14 protein-coding genes are annotated in these 16,188 nt (G+C 63.8%); 12 read left to right on the top strand and 2 right to left on the bottom strand.

Annotation, left to right across the window (positions count from 1 at the left end):
- The first annotated feature begins 210 nt into the window (after window positions 1-210).
- From AC1DPX_RS10515 to AC1DPX_RS10490, 6 genes are all read left to right on the top strand, one after another.
- Window positions 211-1,488, top strand: coding sequence for an efflux RND transporter periplasmic adaptor subunit (locus AC1DPX_RS10515; protein WP_477236394.1), 1,278 nt, complete (start codon window positions 211-213; stop codon window positions 1,486-1,488).
- On the top strand, window positions 1,485-4,646 hold the full coding sequence (locus AC1DPX_RS10510; protein WP_202359141.1) for an efflux RND transporter permease subunit: 3,162 nt from the start codon (window positions 1,485-1,487) through the stop codon (window positions 4,644-4,646). The genes AC1DPX_RS10515 and AC1DPX_RS10510 overlap by 4 nt, the downstream gene beginning before the upstream one ends.
- 78 nt (window positions 4,647-4,724) lie before the next feature.
- Window positions 4,725-5,348 carry a nitrile hydratase subunit alpha gene (gene nthA, locus AC1DPX_RS10505; protein WP_477236392.1) on the top strand — a complete coding sequence of 208 codons (624 nt, stop codon included), beginning with the start codon at window positions 4,725-4,727 and terminating at the stop codon, window positions 5,346-5,348.
- Window positions 5,345-6,004, top strand: a complete 660-nt coding sequence (nthB, locus tag AC1DPX_RS10500; protein ID WP_202359143.1) for a nitrile hydratase subunit beta — start codon at window positions 5,345-5,347, stop codon at window positions 6,002-6,004. Before nthA ends, nthB begins: the two co-directional genes overlap by 4 nt.
- Window positions 5,991-6,350, top strand: a complete 360-nt coding sequence (locus AC1DPX_RS10495) for a nitrile hydratase accessory protein (protein WP_202359144.1) — start codon at window positions 5,991-5,993, stop codon at window positions 6,348-6,350. The genes nthB and AC1DPX_RS10495 overlap by 14 nt, the downstream gene beginning before the upstream one ends.
- Before the next feature lie 136 nt (window positions 6,351-6,486).
- Entirely contained in the window at window positions 6,487-7,614 is a 1,128-nt protein-coding gene (locus AC1DPX_RS10490; RefSeq protein ID WP_010910153.1) for an ATP-dependent DNA helicase, read from the top strand.
- Window positions 7,615-7,616: 2 nt separating this feature from the next.
- Here the strand turns inward: AC1DPX_RS10490 and AC1DPX_RS10485 are convergent, their stop codons facing one another.
- A complete protein-coding gene (locus tag AC1DPX_RS10485; protein ID WP_477236390.1) occupies window positions 7,617-8,036 on the bottom strand; it encodes a SpoIIAA family protein in 420 nt (139 codons plus the stop codon).
- A 161-nt stretch (window positions 8,037-8,197) separates the two neighbouring features.
- Between AC1DPX_RS10485 and AC1DPX_RS10480 the strand changes: the two genes are divergently transcribed.
- The 4 genes from AC1DPX_RS10480 to AC1DPX_RS10465 all read left to right on the top strand — a co-directional run bounded on the left by AC1DPX_RS10480 (window position 8,198) and on the right by AC1DPX_RS10465 (window position 13,351).
- Window positions 8,198-8,938 (top strand): pyridoxine 5'-phosphate synthase, encoded by a 741-nt coding sequence (locus AC1DPX_RS10480; RefSeq protein ID WP_202359146.1) that lies wholly within the window; start codon window positions 8,198-8,200, stop codon window positions 8,936-8,938.
- A 98-nt stretch (window positions 8,939-9,036) separates the two neighbouring features.
- The gene (locus AC1DPX_RS10475; RefSeq protein ID WP_477236388.1) at window positions 9,037-10,950 is read left to right on the top strand and encodes a potassium transporter Kup; all 1,914 of its coding nucleotides are present in this window, start codon (window positions 9,037-9,039) and stop codon (window positions 10,948-10,950) included.
- A gap of 156 nt (window positions 10,951-11,106) precedes the next feature.
- The gene (locus AC1DPX_RS10470; RefSeq protein ID WP_477236386.1) at window positions 11,107-13,026 is read left to right on the top strand and encodes a potassium transporter Kup; all 1,920 of its coding nucleotides are present in this window, start codon (window positions 11,107-11,109) and stop codon (window positions 13,024-13,026) included.
- 193 nt (window positions 13,027-13,219) lie between these two features.
- Complete coding sequence (locus AC1DPX_RS10465; protein WP_477236385.1) at window positions 13,220-13,351, top strand: hypothetical protein; 132 nt, start codon at window positions 13,220-13,222, stop codon at window positions 13,349-13,351.
- A 34-nt stretch (window positions 13,352-13,385) separates the two neighbouring features.
- Here AC1DPX_RS10465 and AC1DPX_RS10460 read toward each other — a convergent pair whose 3' ends face one another.
- Window positions 13,386-14,279, bottom strand: a complete 894-nt coding sequence (locus AC1DPX_RS10460; protein ID WP_477236383.1) for an SDR family oxidoreductase — start codon at window positions 14,277-14,279, stop codon at window positions 13,386-13,388.
- Between the two features lie 135 nt (window positions 14,280-14,414).
- On the opposite strand from AC1DPX_RS10460, the gene AC1DPX_RS10455 reads away from it, so the two are divergent.
- The gene (locus AC1DPX_RS10455) at window positions 14,415-14,825 is read left to right on the top strand and encodes a winged helix-turn-helix transcriptional regulator (protein WP_202359151.1); all 411 of its coding nucleotides are present in this window, start codon (window positions 14,415-14,417) and stop codon (window positions 14,823-14,825) included.
- A 53-nt stretch (window positions 14,826-14,878) separates the two neighbouring features.
- Window positions 14,879-16,165: an FAD-dependent oxidoreductase gene (locus AC1DPX_RS10450; protein WP_477236381.1), complete on the top strand. Its 1,287-nt coding sequence runs from the start codon at window positions 14,879-14,881 to the stop codon at window positions 16,163-16,165.
- Window positions 16,166-16,188: the final 23 nt, after the last annotated feature.

Here is a 16,188-nt window from a genome sequence, read left to right as displayed (position 1 = left end):
TGAGGCCTGTGACGGGCTTCGGCCCGCGACGATAGCCGGCTGCCTGTCCATTGTGCAGTGCACATTAAATCTTCGTAATGCCGTGTTTTGGCCCTTTTCCGACAAACGTGTGTCCTATCTATTCGGCGAAATCGCGGCAATGAGCCGTGAGTTGCGCTAGAATACGACCACCACCTGGCTATGGCGTGTCGGACGGAGAGGCCTTTGTCGATGCGTGGAAAAGTCATTCTTTCATTGCTTGTCGTCGCCTGCGCGGGCGCGGCCTGGCTCTATCTGTCTCCGGACGCGCTGAGCAGGGTTCAGCAGCTCATCGGCGCAAAGCAGGTCGCGGCGTCGGACAAGGCGGCAACCGATAAGCAGGCAGCAGGGGGGCAGGCAGCGGGAGGCAAGCAGGGCGGCAGCGGCGCGCGTTCGGCCTCGATCGTTTCGGCGACGGCAACCACGGCCGACTTCCCGATCCGGCGCTACGCCATCGGCTTCGTCTACTCACCCGCCGTGGTCAGCATCAATGCGCGGGTCTCCAGCCAGATCGTGTCGATCGACGTCAAGGACGGGCAGATGGTGAAGGCGGGCGATACCCTGTTCTCGCTCGACGACCGGGCGCTCAAGGCGCAACTCGCCAAGGACCAGGCCACGCTCGCCAAGGACCAGGCGCTGCTTGCCAGTTCGAATTCCGATCTTCAGCGCGCCAAGGACCTTGTCGCCAAGCAGGCCGGCACGCAGCAAACCTATGACCAGGCCGTGGCCGCCCAGAAGGCGGCGGCCGCGACCGTCGATGCCGACAAGGCAACGATCGACGCGGACAATGTCCAGCTTGGCTTTGCCACCATCACGGCGCCGATCGCGGGCAGGCTGGGCGCGGTCAATGTCGCCGTCGGCGATCTGGTGACCACCAGCAATGGCAACAGCAGCACCTCGACGCCGCTGGTCACCATCACCCAGATGGACCCGTTGCAGGTCAACTTCAATCTGCCCGAAAGCAATCTGGCGCTGCTGCACAAGGCGCTTACCAATCCGCAGCAAGGGGCGGTGACCTTGACCAAGGACGGCGACCCGACGCCGATCGGCAAGGGCACGCTCGATTTCGTCGATTCCAGCGTCGATACCGCCTCGGGGACGATCGCGACACGGGCGAGCATACCCAATGCCGATCTTTCGCTGTGGCCGGGCCAGTATGTGAATGTCGTCCTCGACGCCGGCATCATGCCGCAGATGACCTCCGTTCCGACGGTCGCGGTCCAGCCCAGCCAGAAGGGGCCGTTCGTCTATGTCGTCAAGCCTGACAGCACGGTCGAGATGCGGCCGGTTCAGGTGGCGCTGACCGAAGGCGAAAACAGCGCCATCAGCCAGGGGCTGAAGAGCGGTGAGAAGGTGGTCACCGAAGGCCAGACAAGGCTGAAGGACGGCGCAGCCGTGCATGAAGGCAAGGTTGGGGCTGCCGCACCCAAGGTGGCCCAGGCGAGCAACGCCGGCGAGGCGGCCCAATGATCTCCGAATTCTGCATTCGCAGGCCCGTCGCCACCCTTCTAATGTCGTTCGCCCTCGTGCTGGGGGGATTGTTCGCCTACAAATTCCTGCCAGTGGCGGCACTTCCGAGCGCCGAATTCCCCGTCGTCAACGTCTCGGCCTCGCTGCCGGGCGCCTCGCCGGAAACCATGGCGACATCGGTGGCGACGCCGCTGATCAAGCAGTTCGCCACCATTGCCGGCATCGATTCGATCTCGACCACCAACTCGCTCGGCCAGACCTCGATTGCCATCCAGTTCGTGCTCAACCGCGACATTGACGCGGCGGCCGCGGACGTACAGGCCGCGATCGCGCGCACGCAGAAATCGCTGCCGCCGCAGATGACGTCGCCGCCGAGCTATCGCAAGGTCAATCCGGCCGATGCGCCGATCCTCCTGATGTCGCTGGTCAGCGACACGGTTCCGCTGACCGACCTCGATGCGTTCGCCGAAAACGTCATATCGCCGTCGCTGTCGACCATCGACGGCGTGGCGCAGGTCTCGATCTTCGGCCAGCAGAAATATGCCGTGCGCATCCAGATCGATCCGACGGCACTTGCCGCGCGCGGCATCTCGATCGACCAGTTGCAGGCGGCGGTCTCATCGGCCAACAGCAATACGCCCCTCGGTGTGCTGCAGAACAACAAGCAGCAGCTGACCATCACAGCCAACACCCAGCTGACCGACGCCGCCGGCTTCTCCAACCTGATCATCGCCACCAAGAATGGCCACCCGGTGCGGCTGGGCGAGGTGACGCGCGTCGTCGATTCGGTGCAGACGACCACGACCGCAAGTTGGTACGACGGCACCCGCGCCATCATCATGGCCGTGCAGCGTCAGCCCGACGCCAACACGGTCGACGTCGTCGACAAGGTCAAGGCGATGCTGCCGTCCTTCCAGGACCAGATGCCGGCCGCCGCCCAGATCAAGCTGCTCAACGACCGTTCGACCTCCATCCGTCAGGCCGTCAACGATGTGCAGTTTACGCTGCTGCTGACCATCGCGCTGGTGGTGATGGTCATCTTCGTGTTCCTGCGCCGGGTGACGGCGACCATCATCCCGGCCGTGGCGGTGCCGATCTCGCTGATCGCCACGCTCGGCGCGATGTTCCTCTTCGGCTTTTCCATCGACAACATATCGCTGATGGGCCTGACGCTGGCGGTCGGCCTCGTCGTCGACGACGCCATCGTCATGCTGGAAAACATCTTCCGGCACATGGAGGAGGACGGGCTTTCCGCATTCGATGCCTCGCTCAAGGGCGCGCGCGAAATCGGCTTCACCATCATCTCTATCTCGATCTCGCTGGTGGCGGTGTTCATCCCCGTGCTTCTGATGGGCGGTGTCATCGGGCGCATCTTCAACGAGTTCGCCGTCGTGGTGACGGTCGCCATCCTGGCATCGATGTTCGTATCGCTGACGCTGACGCCGATGCTGTGCTCGCGGCTCTTGTCGGTGACCAAGGCCGATCGCGAAGCGCACGCCCCGGGACACAAGCACGACCTTGTCACGCGCGGCTACGATCGGGTTCTGAGCTTCTGCCTGCGCCACACGTTCCTGGTGTTCCTGGTCTTCATCGGCACCGCGGCAGCGTCGGTATGGCTGATCGAGGTCTCGCCGAAGGGCTTCTTCCCGCAGGAGGATATCAGCCAGATCTCGGTGACGACCATTGCGCGCCAGGACATTTCTTTTGACGCCATGGTGAAGCTGCAGGGGCAGGTGGCAAGCGTCTTTTCCCATTCGCCTTATGTTTCGCATGTGGCATGGTCAGCAGGCAGCGGCAATAATGCACTGAACCAGGGCCAGCTCTATGTGCAGTTGAAGGACAAGAGCCAGCGACCCGACATCGAGAAGGTGCAGGCTGATCTGCGCAAGCAACTGGCTGGCGTGGCCGGCATCGAGACCTACATGCAGCCGGTGCAGAATCTGCGGCTTGGTTCGCGCTCGTCGGCCAGCGCCTACCAGCTCGTTGTGCAGGGGCTCGATACCGGCCAGACCGATATCTGGGCGCAGAAACTGAATGACGCGATGGCGGCCGACCATACGACCTTCACCGACGTCACCAGCGACCTGCAGAACAATGCCCTGCAGGCATCGCTGGTCATCGATCGCGACAAGGCCGCCCAGCTCGGCATCGATACCGACACGCTGCGCTCGGCGCTTTATGGCGGCTTCGGCACCGACCAGGTCTCGACGATCTTCGGTTCGGCCGACAGCTACGAAGTCATCACCGAACTCGACCCCAAGATCGAATGGTCGCCCGAGCGGATGCTGGCCATCCAGATGCGGACGGCGAGCGGCTCGCTGGTTCCGCTTGGCGCCTTCGCCCGGGTCGATCGTACGGCAGGCGCCCTGACGGTCAACCAGCTCGGTCAGCTTCCGGCCGTGACCATCTCCTACAACCTCCCGCAAGGCGTGGCGCTGGGTGACAGCGTGAAGCGCATCGATGCGCTCAAGGAGCAGATAGGCATGCCGACGGCGATCTCGACCAGCTTTGCCGGCACGGCCAAGACCTTCCAGGATTCGCTGGCCAACCAGGGCCTGCTGGTCGGCGGCGCGATCCTGACGATCTATATCGTGCTCGGCATCCTGTACGAGAGCTTCATCCACCCGCTCACCATCCTCACCGGCCTGCCGTCGGCGGTGCTGGGCGCGGTGGTCGCCTTGCGCTTCGCCGGCATGGATCTGTCGGTGATCGCGGTGATCGGCATTCTGATGCTGATCGGCATCGTCAAGAAGAACGGCATCATGATGGTCGACGTCGCGCTCGAATTGCGACGAGAGGGTATGTCGGCCAAGGACTCCATCCACAAGGCCTGCCTGATGCGTTTCAGGCCGATCATGATGACGACGCTGGCCGCGCTGATGGGCACGTTCCCGATCGCGCTCGGCACCGGCGCCAGCGCCGAACTGCGCCAGCCGCTGGGCGTTGCCGTCGTCGGCGGCCTGCTGGCCTCGCAGGCGCTGACCCTGTTCGTGACCCCGGTGATCTACGTCTACATGGAGAATTTCTCGGGCTGGCTGGGCGGGCTCTTGCCGAAGCGCAAGCCCGACCTGCCCGCGGTGGCCGATGCCGAACAGCCCTCGCTCTTCGGCATCAACGACGATATTCCGGCCGAACCGCAGAAGACGGCCGCCGAATAGCCGGCCAGCGGGCACCGATTTCCGCTGGCCCAAGCCGTCATGCTTGCAGCCGGCGGGGCGGAACCGTAATTTGTGCCCATGTCCCATGATCATGACCACGACAACGAGCTCGATCCGTTTGCCGCCCGCGTGCGCGCGCTGGAGACCATCCTGACCCGCAAGGGCCTGATCGATCCGGCCGCGATCGACGTCATCGTCGATACCTACGAGACCAAGATCGGCCCGCGCAACGGCGCCAGGGTGGTGGCCAAGGCCTGGAGCGATCCTGCCTATGCGGACTGGCTCAAGCGCGATGCGACGGCGGCGATCGAATCGCTGAGCTATACCGGCCGGCAAGGCGAGCACATGCAGGCGGTGTTCAACACCGGGGATACGCACAACCTCGTCGTCTGCACGTTGTGCTCCTGCTATCCATGGTCGGTGCTCGGCCTGCCGCCGGTCTGGTACAAGGCGCCGCCCTATCGCTCGCGCGCGGTGATCGATCCGCGTGGCGTGCTTGAGGAATTCGGGCTGACGCTGCCGGCGACCACCAGGATACGCGTCTGGGATTCGACGGCGGAACTGCGCTATCTCGTCGTGCCGATGCGCCCGGCCGGCACCGAAGGCTGGAGCGAGGAACAACTGGCCGACCTGGTGAGCCGCGATGCGATGATCGGTACGGCGCTCGCCCAGGAACCGCAACAAACGAGGCAGCCGGCATGAACGGGCCGCACGATCTCGGCGGGCAGATGGGCTTCGGCCCGGTCGCGCCCGAACAGGACGAGCCCTATTTCCACGCTGCCTGGGAGAGGCGCGCACTCGGCGTGACGCTTTGCGCCGGCGCCATGGGTGCCTGGACCATCGACGAGAGCCGGCATGCGCGGGAATCGCTGCATCCGGCCGATTATTATGCCTCCAGCTACTACCAGATCTGGATCAAGGCGCTGGAAAAGTTGCTTAAGCGCCACGGTTTCGTCAGCGAGCGCGATCTCGAGGCAGGCGAGGCGATCGATAGAGCGGCGACCCCGAAACGGGTGCTGAAAGCCGAAAACGTGCCTGCCGTGCTGGCCAAGGGCGGTCCTTGCGATCGGCCGGTCGAAACAGCGCCACGCTTCAAGGCCGGCGATGCCGTGCGGACGAAGAACTTCAACCCGACCGGCCATACAAGGCTGCCGCGCTATGCACGCGGCAAGCGGGGCACAATCGAGGCGGTGCGCGACGGTTTTGTCTTTCCCGACAGCAACGCGCATGGCCAGGGCGAAAACCCGCAATGGGTCTATACGGTGGTTTTCGACGGTCCGGAAATCTGGGGCGAGGGGGCCGACCCGACGCTTGTCGTTTCGATCGACGCCTGGGAGAGTTATCTTGAGCCGGCCTGACGGGATCGCCGCAGATTTGCCCGCCAGCCTCGATGCGGCGGTCTTCGCCGAGCCATGGCAGGCCGAGGCGTTCGCCATGACGGTGGCGCTGCATGACAAGGGCCTGTTCTCGTGGAGCGAGTGGGCGGATGCGCTGTCGGCGGAAGTGAAGAAGCCGGGTGCCGCAGCCGATGGCCATGACTATTACGAGCATTGGCTGGCGGCGCTGGAGGGGCTGCTGGCCTCAAAGGGGCTGGCCGCCAAATCCGATGTCGATGCGATGGCGCAGGCCTGGGAACGCGCGGCGCACGCCACCCCGCACGGCAAGCCGATCTTGCTGGAGAACGATCCGCATGCCGTGAGGTGATCACGGGCGGAGCGATGTTTGTTCTCTTTACGTTCCAATTTTCGCCTGATAGTCTGGGTGTGGGGAGTTAGCCGCCGTCTGTATCGATGGTGGCGCCTATCTTGTCTTTCCCTCGCGAATCCGGTCACACGATCAGATGGAATTCTCACCCCAACAGGACGAGGCGCTGCAAGCGGTCGCCCGCTGGCTGCAGGCCGGCAAGCCGCAGCTGTTCAGGCTGTTCGGCTATGCCGGCACCGGCAAGACGACGCTCGCGCGTTATTTCGCCGAACATGTCGACGGCCAGGTGCAGTTCGCCGCCTTCACCGGCAAGGCAGCGCAGGTGCTGCGCTCCAAGGGGGCGGTCAATGCCCGCACCATCCATTCGCTGATATACAGGCCCAAGGGAGAGGAATCGGTCGAGGACGAGGTGACCGGCAAGACCTCGATGTCGCCGACCTTCTCGCTCAACCGGCAGAGCCCGATCTCGCGCGCGAAACTGGTCGTCATCGACGAATGCTCGATGGTCGACGAGCAGCTTGGCCGGGACCTGATGAGTTTTGGCACGCCGATCCTGGTGCTGGGCGATCCCGGCCAGCTGCCGCCGATCTCGGGCGGCGGCTTTTTCACCGATCACGAGCCAGATTTCCTGCTCACCGAGATCCACCGGCAGGCGCGTGACAATCCGATCCTGCGGCTGGCCCTCGACGTGCGCGAAGGTCGCGAATTCATGCGCGGCGACTATGGCACGGCGCAGGTGATCGGCAAGGAAGACGTCACCCAGGAACTGGTGCTGAAGGCGGACCAGGTGCTGGTCGGCACCAATCGCACCCGCCGCCGCTACAATCAGCGCCTGCGCGAGCTCAAGGGCTTCAATGCCGACTATCCCCAGGCCGGCGATAAGCTGGTCTGCCTGCGCAACGATCCCGCCAAGGGCCTRCTCAACGGTTCGCTGTGGAAGGTGATGACCTCGTCGCGCGAGACGGTGAAACCTGGCATCAACCTTCTGGTCTCGCCGGAAGAGGACGATCCGGACCGCGGCGTCGCCAAGATCAAGCTGCTCAAGGCGGCGTTCGAGGATCCCGACGCCGATATCCCGTGGCAGCAGAAGAAGCGTTTTGACGATTTCGACTATGGCTATGCCTTGACCGTGCACAAGGCTCAGGGCTCGCAGTGGAACGAGATCGTGCTGTTCGACGAAAGCTGGGCCTTCAAGGAAACACGCCAGCGCTGGCTCTATACCGCGATTACGCGGGCCGCCGAACGGCTGACCATCGTCCGGTAGAGCTACGACGCCGGCTTTTCTCGCACGCCGACCTGCCCGGCGCCGAGCCATTCCCAGGCCTCATCTTCATCCTCGGCCTTGAAATGCCTGAATTCGATGGGTGACGAAGCGGGCAAAGCGTGCCGTGCGTCCGGCGTCCAGTCCGGCGTGCCGATCGCCGCGCAACGGCCTATATGCTCCGATGCATGGACAGCACCCTGTTTGAGGGTCTCGTCGGAGATGTCGGTCCAGTCGACGCCATCGTGATCGACCATGCGCACGGCCACGTCGATTCGCTGATGCAGCGCATAGGCCGCCTCCAGCAGGCCGAACAGGTTTTCCGCATCGGCCGCCGATACATGACCGACGACATCGATGGCGAACAGGTCATCACGAGAGGTGTCGATGCGGCGGATCGCCGGCACGGATTGCAGGAAATTCACGGGTGGGGCCTCCTTTGGCGGAACAGCGTTGGTCTTCTGGAACACCGGAAACCCCTATCTGTTCCCGTCAAAGGCGCTATAGATGCCCGATCTCGAGCGCGCCGCGGATGAACGTGTGGCCGTGGCGCACCGCCAACCGCCTGATTTCACGGACGCCAGACATGCCCGCCAAGCTTTCCGTCAACCTCAACGCCATCGCCATGCTGCGCAACCGACGCGACCTGCCGTGGCCCAGCGTGATCGGCATCGGCCGGCTCGCGCTTGCCGCCGGAGCGCATGGGCTGACGGTCCATCCGCGCCCCGACGAGCGTCACACGCGCCATTCCGACCTGCCCGAAATCAGGGCGCTGATCGACGATGAGTTCCCAAAGGCGGAGTTCAACATCGAGGGTTACCCGAGCGAGGATTTTCTGGCGCTTGTGGAAAAGCATCAGCCCGAACAGGTGACGTTGGTTCCCGATGATCCGGCACAGGCGACCTCCGACCATGGCTGGAACTTCGTCGCCGATGCCGCCTTCCTGACGCCGATCGTCCGGCGCTTGAAGAAGGGCGGCTTCAGGGTGTCGCTGTTTTCCGACGCCGATCCCGCCGGCATGACGGCCGCGCGCGACACCGGCGCCGACCGGATCGAGCTCTATACCGGCCCTTATGGCAGCTATCATTCCGATTCCGAAAAAGCCGCCAAGGAACTGGAAAGATTGGGAAAAACGGCCGACGCCGCATTTGCTGCCGGTCTCCAGGTCAATGCCGGGCACGATTTGACGGTGGGCAATCTGCCGGCTCTGGCCAAGCGCATTCCGGCATTGGCCGAAGTGTCAATCGGACATGGGTTGACAGCCGACGCGTTGGAGTATGGCATGGCCGGCACGGTGGGCCGGTTCCTCAGAGCCTGCGGCTGGTAGGGGTAGAGCTTCGCTTTGCAGGTATGGCAGCCATAGCGTGCAATTGACATCGCATTGCAGCATACGTGAAGCATCGCGCGCTTGTCGGGGGGTGGTCCATGGACCTTGCCAGTCGCGGTAGCGAGGCCGAAACCGTCGAGCAATCGAGCCATTCGGGGGCCGAGCAGCACAGCACCAAGGTTCTGATGCTGGGTGCGCTCGGCGTTGTCTATGGCGATATCGGCACCAGTCCGATCTACGCTTTCCGCGAGGCGCTTCACGCTTCGCCCGGTATCGATACACGCGCTCACGTGCTTGGCGTGCTGTCGCTGATCGTCTGGGCGCTGACGATCATCGTGACCATAAAATATGTCGCCTTCGTGCTTCGCGCCGACAACAAGGGCGAAGGCGGTACCTTGTCGCTGATGTCGCTGGCGCGCAGCGCCTATCCCAAAGGCGCGCGGCTGATCCTGGCGATCGGCCTTTGCGGCGCGGCGCTGTTTTTCGGCGATTCGATCATCACACCGGCCATCTCCGTGCTGTCGGCGGTCGAAGGCCTCACGGTGGTGACGCCGACACTGGACCCCTATGTCGTGCCGATCACGCTGCTCATCCTGGCCATCCTGTTCTCGGTGCAACGCTTCGGCACGGGCAAGGTGGCCGCGGTGTTCGGGCCGGTGACCGCGCTGTGGTTCCTGGCTATCGGCGTAGCGGGGCTCTATCACCTGATGGACGATCCATCGATCCTGCTGGCCATCAATCCGTATCACGCGGTCGCCTATCTCTTCAGCACACCCACAGCCGCCTTTGTCACGGTCGGCGCGGTGTTCCTGGCGGTGACCGGGGCCGAGGCGCTTTATGTCGATCTCGGCCATTTTGGACGCAAGCCCATCGTGCTGGCGTGGTTTTCCGTGGTCTTCCCCTGTTTGCTGCTCAACTATTTCGGGCAGGGTGCCTTTGTGCTGGCCAATGGCGGGAGGCCGACCAATCCATTCTTCCAGATGCTGCCTGACTGGGCATTGATGCCGATGGTGGGACTGGCGACGGCCGCGACCGTCATCGCCAGCCAGGCAGTCATATCAGGTGCTTTTTCGCTGACCCGCCAGGCGGTGCAGCTCAACCTTCTGCCACGCATCGAGGTGCAGCATACGTCCGAAATGCAACTCGGCCAGATCTACATGGCCCGCGTCAATCTGCTGATCGCCCTGGGGGTGATGCTGCTGGTCGTCGGTTTTGGCAGCTCGAGTTCGCTGGCCTCCGCCTATGGCATCTCGGTGACCGGTGAAATGCTGATGACGACGATCCTGCTGTTCGTCGTCATGCGCAAGCTGTGGAAATGGACATTGGCGGTCGCCCTGCCGCTGACCTTGCTGTTCGGTATCATCGACAGCGGTTTCTTCCTGGCCAATATCGTGAAGATCTTCGAAGGCGGCTGGGTATCGATCACGGTTGCCTGCATGATGGGGCTGATCATGGGGACCTGGATACGCGGCACCCGCTATCTGTTCGACAAGACCCGCCGCAACGAGATCCCGCTCGATTTCCTCGCCGCAAATCTCTTGAAGAAGAAGCCGCACCTGGTGTCGGGCACCGCGGTGTTCCTGACCAGCGATCCCTTGAGCGCACCGACAGCACTGATGCACAGCCTGAAGCACTACAAGGTGCTGCATGAGCAGAACGTCATCCTTTCGGTGGTGACGGCGCCGCAGCCGGTGGTGCCCGACAGCGACCGGGTCAAGATGGAGACGGTCAACGAGCTGTTCATGCGGGTGACGCTGACCTTCGGTTACATGGAACAGCCCAACATTCCGCGTGCGCTGGCGATCTGCCGCAAGCAGGGCTGGAAGTTCGACATCATGACAACGTCGTTCTTCCTGTCGCGACGCTCGCTCAAGGCCTCGCCCAATTCCGGCATGCCGGTGTGGCAGGACCGGCTGTTCATCGGCCTGGCGCGCACGGCGGCTGATGCGACCGAATATTTCCAGATCCCGACGGGACGTGTCGTGGAAATCGGCACGCAAGTCGCTATTTAGGATGAATGCCGCAGCCGCGAATTCAGCCCGCGACCATTGGATTACGGCCATTTCCCAAGGAGCCTAGCGTTGCCGGCATGGGAGCCATTACGCGACGGCACTTGATATTGCATTGCAGCAAGCGTAGAGCACCGCGCGCTTATCGGAGTGTCGTCCATGGCCCTTGCCAATGCTGGTAGTGAGGCAGAACCCGTCGAACAGTCGAGCCATCCGGAAATCGAACAGCATAGCACCAAGGTGCTGATGCTGGGCGCGCTGGGCGTGGTTTATGGGGATATCGGCACCAGCCCGATCTATGCCTTTCGCGAAGCGCTGGTAGCGTCGTCCCACGGCAGCGTTGCGCAACGCGGCGATATTCTGGGTGTGCTGTCGCTGATCATCTGGTCGCTGACGATCATCGTCACCATCAAATACATCATGTTCGTGCTGCGCGCCGACAATCGCGGCGAGGGCGGCGTGCTGTCGCTGATGGCACTGGCGCGGGGCAGTTTCCCGAAGCGCTCGGCGGTGATCCTGGGCATAGGCATCGTCGGCGCTTCGCTGTTTTTCGGCGACGCCGTCATCACGCCGGCGATTTCGGTGCTGTCGGCGGTCGAGGGCATGAATGTCGTCACGCCGGCTTTCCAGCCTTACGTGGTGCCACTGACCCTGGTCATCCTCGCCCTGGTGTTCGCGGTGCAACGCTTTGGCACGGGAGGTGTGGGACTGGTCTTCGGCCCGGTGACCGCGGTCTGGTTCCTGGCGATCGGCCTTTCAGGCCTCAAGCACATCATCTCCGATCCGGAAATCCTGTGGGCGATCAGCCCGCACTATATCGTCGCCTTCCTGATCCATTCTCCCGACGTCGCCTTCGTCACCATCGGCGCCATCTTCCTGGCCGTCACCGGCGCCGAGGCGCTCTATGCCGATCTCGGCCATTTCGGCCGCAAGCCGATCGTGCTCGCTTGGCTGTCGATCGTGTTTCCCTGCCTGCTGCTCAACTATGCCGGGCAGGGCGCCTTCGTCCTGGCCAAGAATGGCGTCGTCGGCCACCCGTTCTTCGAGATGAACGAGGGTTGGGCGCTGATTCCCATGGTCGTGCTGGCGACAGCCGCGACGGTTATCGCCAGTCAGGCGGTGATCTCGGGCGCCTTCTCACTGACCAGGCAGGCGGTGCAGCTCAACATGCTGCCGCGGCTGGAAATCCTGCACACGTCGGAAAAACAGTCCGGCCAGATCTACATGCCGCGGGTCAACCTTTTGCTGGCGCTGGTGGTGATGATGCTGGTGGTCGGCTTCGGCGAGTCCAGCAAGCTGGCCTCGGCCTACGGTATCTCGGTGACCGGCAACATGCTGGTGACGACGGTGCTGCTCTATGTCGTCATGACCCGCATCTGGAAATGGCGGCTTTGGGTTGCGATCAGCCTGACGGCGCTGTTTGCCTTCATCGATATCGGTTTCTTCGCCTCCAACATCGTCAAGGTGTTCGAAGGCGGCTGGGCGTCGCTGCTGGTGGCCTTCACCATCGTGCTGGGGATGTGGACCTGGGTGCGCGGCAGCCGCTATCTGTTCGACAAGACCCGCCGCAACGAGATCCCGCTGGATTTCCTCGCCGGCAATCTGTTGAAGAAGAAGCCGCAGCTGGTGTCCGGCACCGCGGTGTTCCTGACCAGCGATCCGTTGAGTGCGCCGACAGCGCTGATGCACAGCCTGAAGCACTACAAGGTACTGCATGAGCAGAACGTCATCCTTTCGGTGGTGACGGCGCCGCAGCCGGTGGTGCCCGACAGGGACCGGGTCAAGATGGAGACGGTCAACGAGCTGTTCATGCGGGTGACGCTGACCTTCGGTTACATGGAACAGCCCAACATTCCGCGCGCGCTGGCGATCTGCCGCAAGCAGGGCTGGAAGTTCGACATCATGACGACGTCGTTCTTCCTGTCGCGGCGCTCGCTCAAGGCCTCGCCCAATTCCGGCATGCCGGTGTGGCAGGACCGGCTGTTCATCGGCCTGGCGCGTACGGCGGCCGATGCGACCGAATATTTCCAGATCCCGACCGGGCGTGTGGTGGAGATCGGCACGCAGGTGGCGATCTGACGCGATCGATCAATCCGGCCGTCAGAGACGAGCGCTTCCTGGCGGGATCGGGCGATTTCATGCCCGTGCGGGAAATTGCGTAGACCGTGAAAAAGCGGCTCGGCGATGCGGCGGCGCGCGCGCCACGACGCGCGAGCTTCCCGATTGGCCGGTGCGGATCCTAGGGCTGTTCGACCCTTAAGCCGCGACGCTGGTGACGAAACTGGGCAAGGTCAAGAATGCCACCAGCGCCACGGCGGTGTGTGTGCTCGGCTGGGCGCCGCGCGAGGACGCGCTGGCCGCCACCGGCGAGAGCCTGGTCCGGCTCGGTCTGCTCAAGAAGTAGCACGGCGGCAGGGAGACCTCCCGCCGCGCACCTTTCAACCAGCCAGCGCGGCCTTGTTGGCCTCGAGGAACTGCTTCAGCGTCCGCGGCTTCCTGCCCGAAAGCTTTTCGACCGCGTCCGTCGTCATGGCGATGCGGCCGGACCGCGTGTTGGCGTCGAAGGACACGATGACGCGAGCGAATTCCTCGGGAACGCCGGCCGCCTTCACGCCTTCTGTCAGGGCCTCGTCGGGCAACTGGATGACGTCCAGCGGCTTACCGGTGACTTCGCTCACCAAGGCGGCGATCTCGGCTGTCGTATAGGCCTGCGGGCCGGTCAGCGTGTAGGTCTTGCTGTCGGTCGAACCGGAGGCGAGGCCCGCGGCAATGGCCGCGGCCATGTCGTCACGTGCGCCATGGGCGATGCGGCCGTCGCCCGCGGACGTGTACCACTGTCCCGAGGCAATGGCTTGCGGCAGGGACATGAACAGGTTCTCCTGGTACCAGCCGTTGCGGAAGATCGTATAGGCGATGCCGCTGGCCTTGATCGCCTGCTCGGTGCCGTAATGGTCGCCGGCAAACAGCACCGGCGAAACCGGCTCCGGATTGGGCATCGACGTGTAGAGCAGATGCGAAACGCCTGCTTTCTTCGCCGCCGCCACCGCCGTCTCATGCTGCTTCAGGCGCCTGCCGGTTTTGAGATCGAGATCGCTGGTTGAAATGATCAGCACCCTGTCGGCGCCCTTGAATGCGTTTTCCAGCGAGGTCGCGTCGTTGAAGTCGGCGGCCCGGACGACGACGCCACGCGCCGCCAGATCGGCCACGCTTTCCGGGTTGCGGGTGGTGACGATGATCTTTCCCGGCGGAACGTTGTGCGTGTCCAGGAGATAGCGGATGACGCTGCGGCCGAACTGGCCGGAAGCGCCGGTGACGAGAAGGGTTTCGGTCATGGGGAGGTCCTGATCTGCGCCAGCATGGCGGGTGCGTATATGGTCTCAAAAAGAGACCAGCACTAGAATAGGAATTGACCCGGCGCCGTAAAGAAGGCAGTTTTTCGGGAGGTAGGCACACGCAGGGAACCAGCCATGGACAGCCGGATCGTCAATCTGAGATCCAAGCTCGACGTCTTCAAAGCCATGACCGGCGGCGGCAATCTTGCCGATTGCCCGGTCCGCGACGTCATCCAGGGGCTCAACGGCAAGTGGAGTTCGCTGCTGATGGCGGCGCTCGCCGAGCAGCCCTATCGCTTCGGCGAGTTGCGGCGGCTGGTGCCCGACATCTCGCAGCGCATGCTGACCCAGACGCTCTACGATCTGCAGCGCGACGGCTATGTGCATCGCGAAGTGTTCCCGACCAAGCCGCCCAGCGTCGAATACAGCCTGACCGATCTCGGACGTTCGATGTTCAGCGCGCTGCATCATCTGATCCAATGGGCCGAACTCAACCACGATGCGGTGCGCGAGGCACGCGCCGGTTTCGACGCAGCGCAGGCCTGAGCAGCGCGACGGCGTTCGGCGTCGCGACTTGATTTCATCCGGCGGCTGAAGGATTGTCCCGGCCGGTTCGGCTTGGGGGCATCGGCATTTCCTACGACATTGCAATTGCAGGCGCCGGTCCGGCGGGGCTGGCCATGGCGCTCTATCTCAAGCGGGCGGGGCACAGGGTCACCATCTTCGAGCGTTTCGAGGAGCCGAAGCCCGTCGGCTCCGGGCTGATCCTGCAGCCGACCGGCCTGACGGTTCTGGCTGATCTCGGCCTGCTCGACGACATCGTCGCGCTCGGCGCTCGCATCGACCGGCTGCACGGCGCCGATGCCTCGACCGGACGCACCGTGCTCGACGTTCGTTACGACGCCCAGCTCGGCCGCCGTTTCGGCCTGGCCGTCCACCGTGCGGCGCTGTTCGGCGTGCTCTTTCGCGCCGCCCGGCGCGAGGCCATCGCCATCGAGACCGGCGTCGAGATCGAGGCGGTGGAAGCGGGCGAACGGGCGACTCTTGTCTGTAGCAATGGACGAAGGGCAGGGCCGTTCGATCTGGTCGTCGACGCCAGCGGTTCGCGCTCGAAACTACGGCAGAGCGCGGGCAATGCGGGCGCGCCGCGCCCTCTGACCTATGGCGCGTTCTGGGCATCGCTCGGATGGCGCGGCAAAGGCTTTGACGAACACGCGCTGTTGCAGCGCTACGACAAGGCCAGCGTGATGATCGGCGTGCTGCCGATCGGCCGGCCGGAGCCGGGCGCCGAAAAGATGGCGGCCTTCTTCTGGAGCCTGAAGCCTGATGATGCCGACGCGGTGCGCGCTGTCGGTCTCGACGCCTGGAAGGAGAGGGTGGTGCGGCTGTGGCCGCAAAGCGAGGCGTTCACCCGCCAGATCGACAGTTTCGACCAGCTGTCGCTGGCCCGCTACGGCCACCACACGATGAAACTGCCGATCGGCCGGCGGTTGGCCGTCATCGGCGATGCCGCGCACTCGACCAGCCCGCAGCTTGGTCAAGGGGCCAACATGGCGCTGCTCGACGCGGCCGCGCTCAGCCACGCGCTGGCGCGCACGCAGAGCATCGAAGCAGCGCTCGAAGCCTATGCCGGGGCACGGCGCTGGCACGTGCGTGTCTTCCAGGCGCTGTCGCTGGCATTCACGCCGTTCTACCAGTCGGATTCCGTGGCGCTGCCCTTCATCCGCGACAGGCTGGTGGCGACCATCGCAAAAATCCCGCCGGCACCGCAGCTTCTCGCCTCGATGGTCGCCGGCACGGTGATCGACCCGTTCAGGCGGGCAGGGCTGACGGAAGTGCGATGGGATTTCGAACAAAGTCCAGGTCGTGATACGACTGCATCATAGAGTTTTCGCCCAGGCCGGGTCGC

It is taken from the genome of Mesorhizobium sp. 01N446 (assembly GCF_056399285.1).
This window is presented reverse-complemented; position numbering and strand designations above follow the sequence as displayed.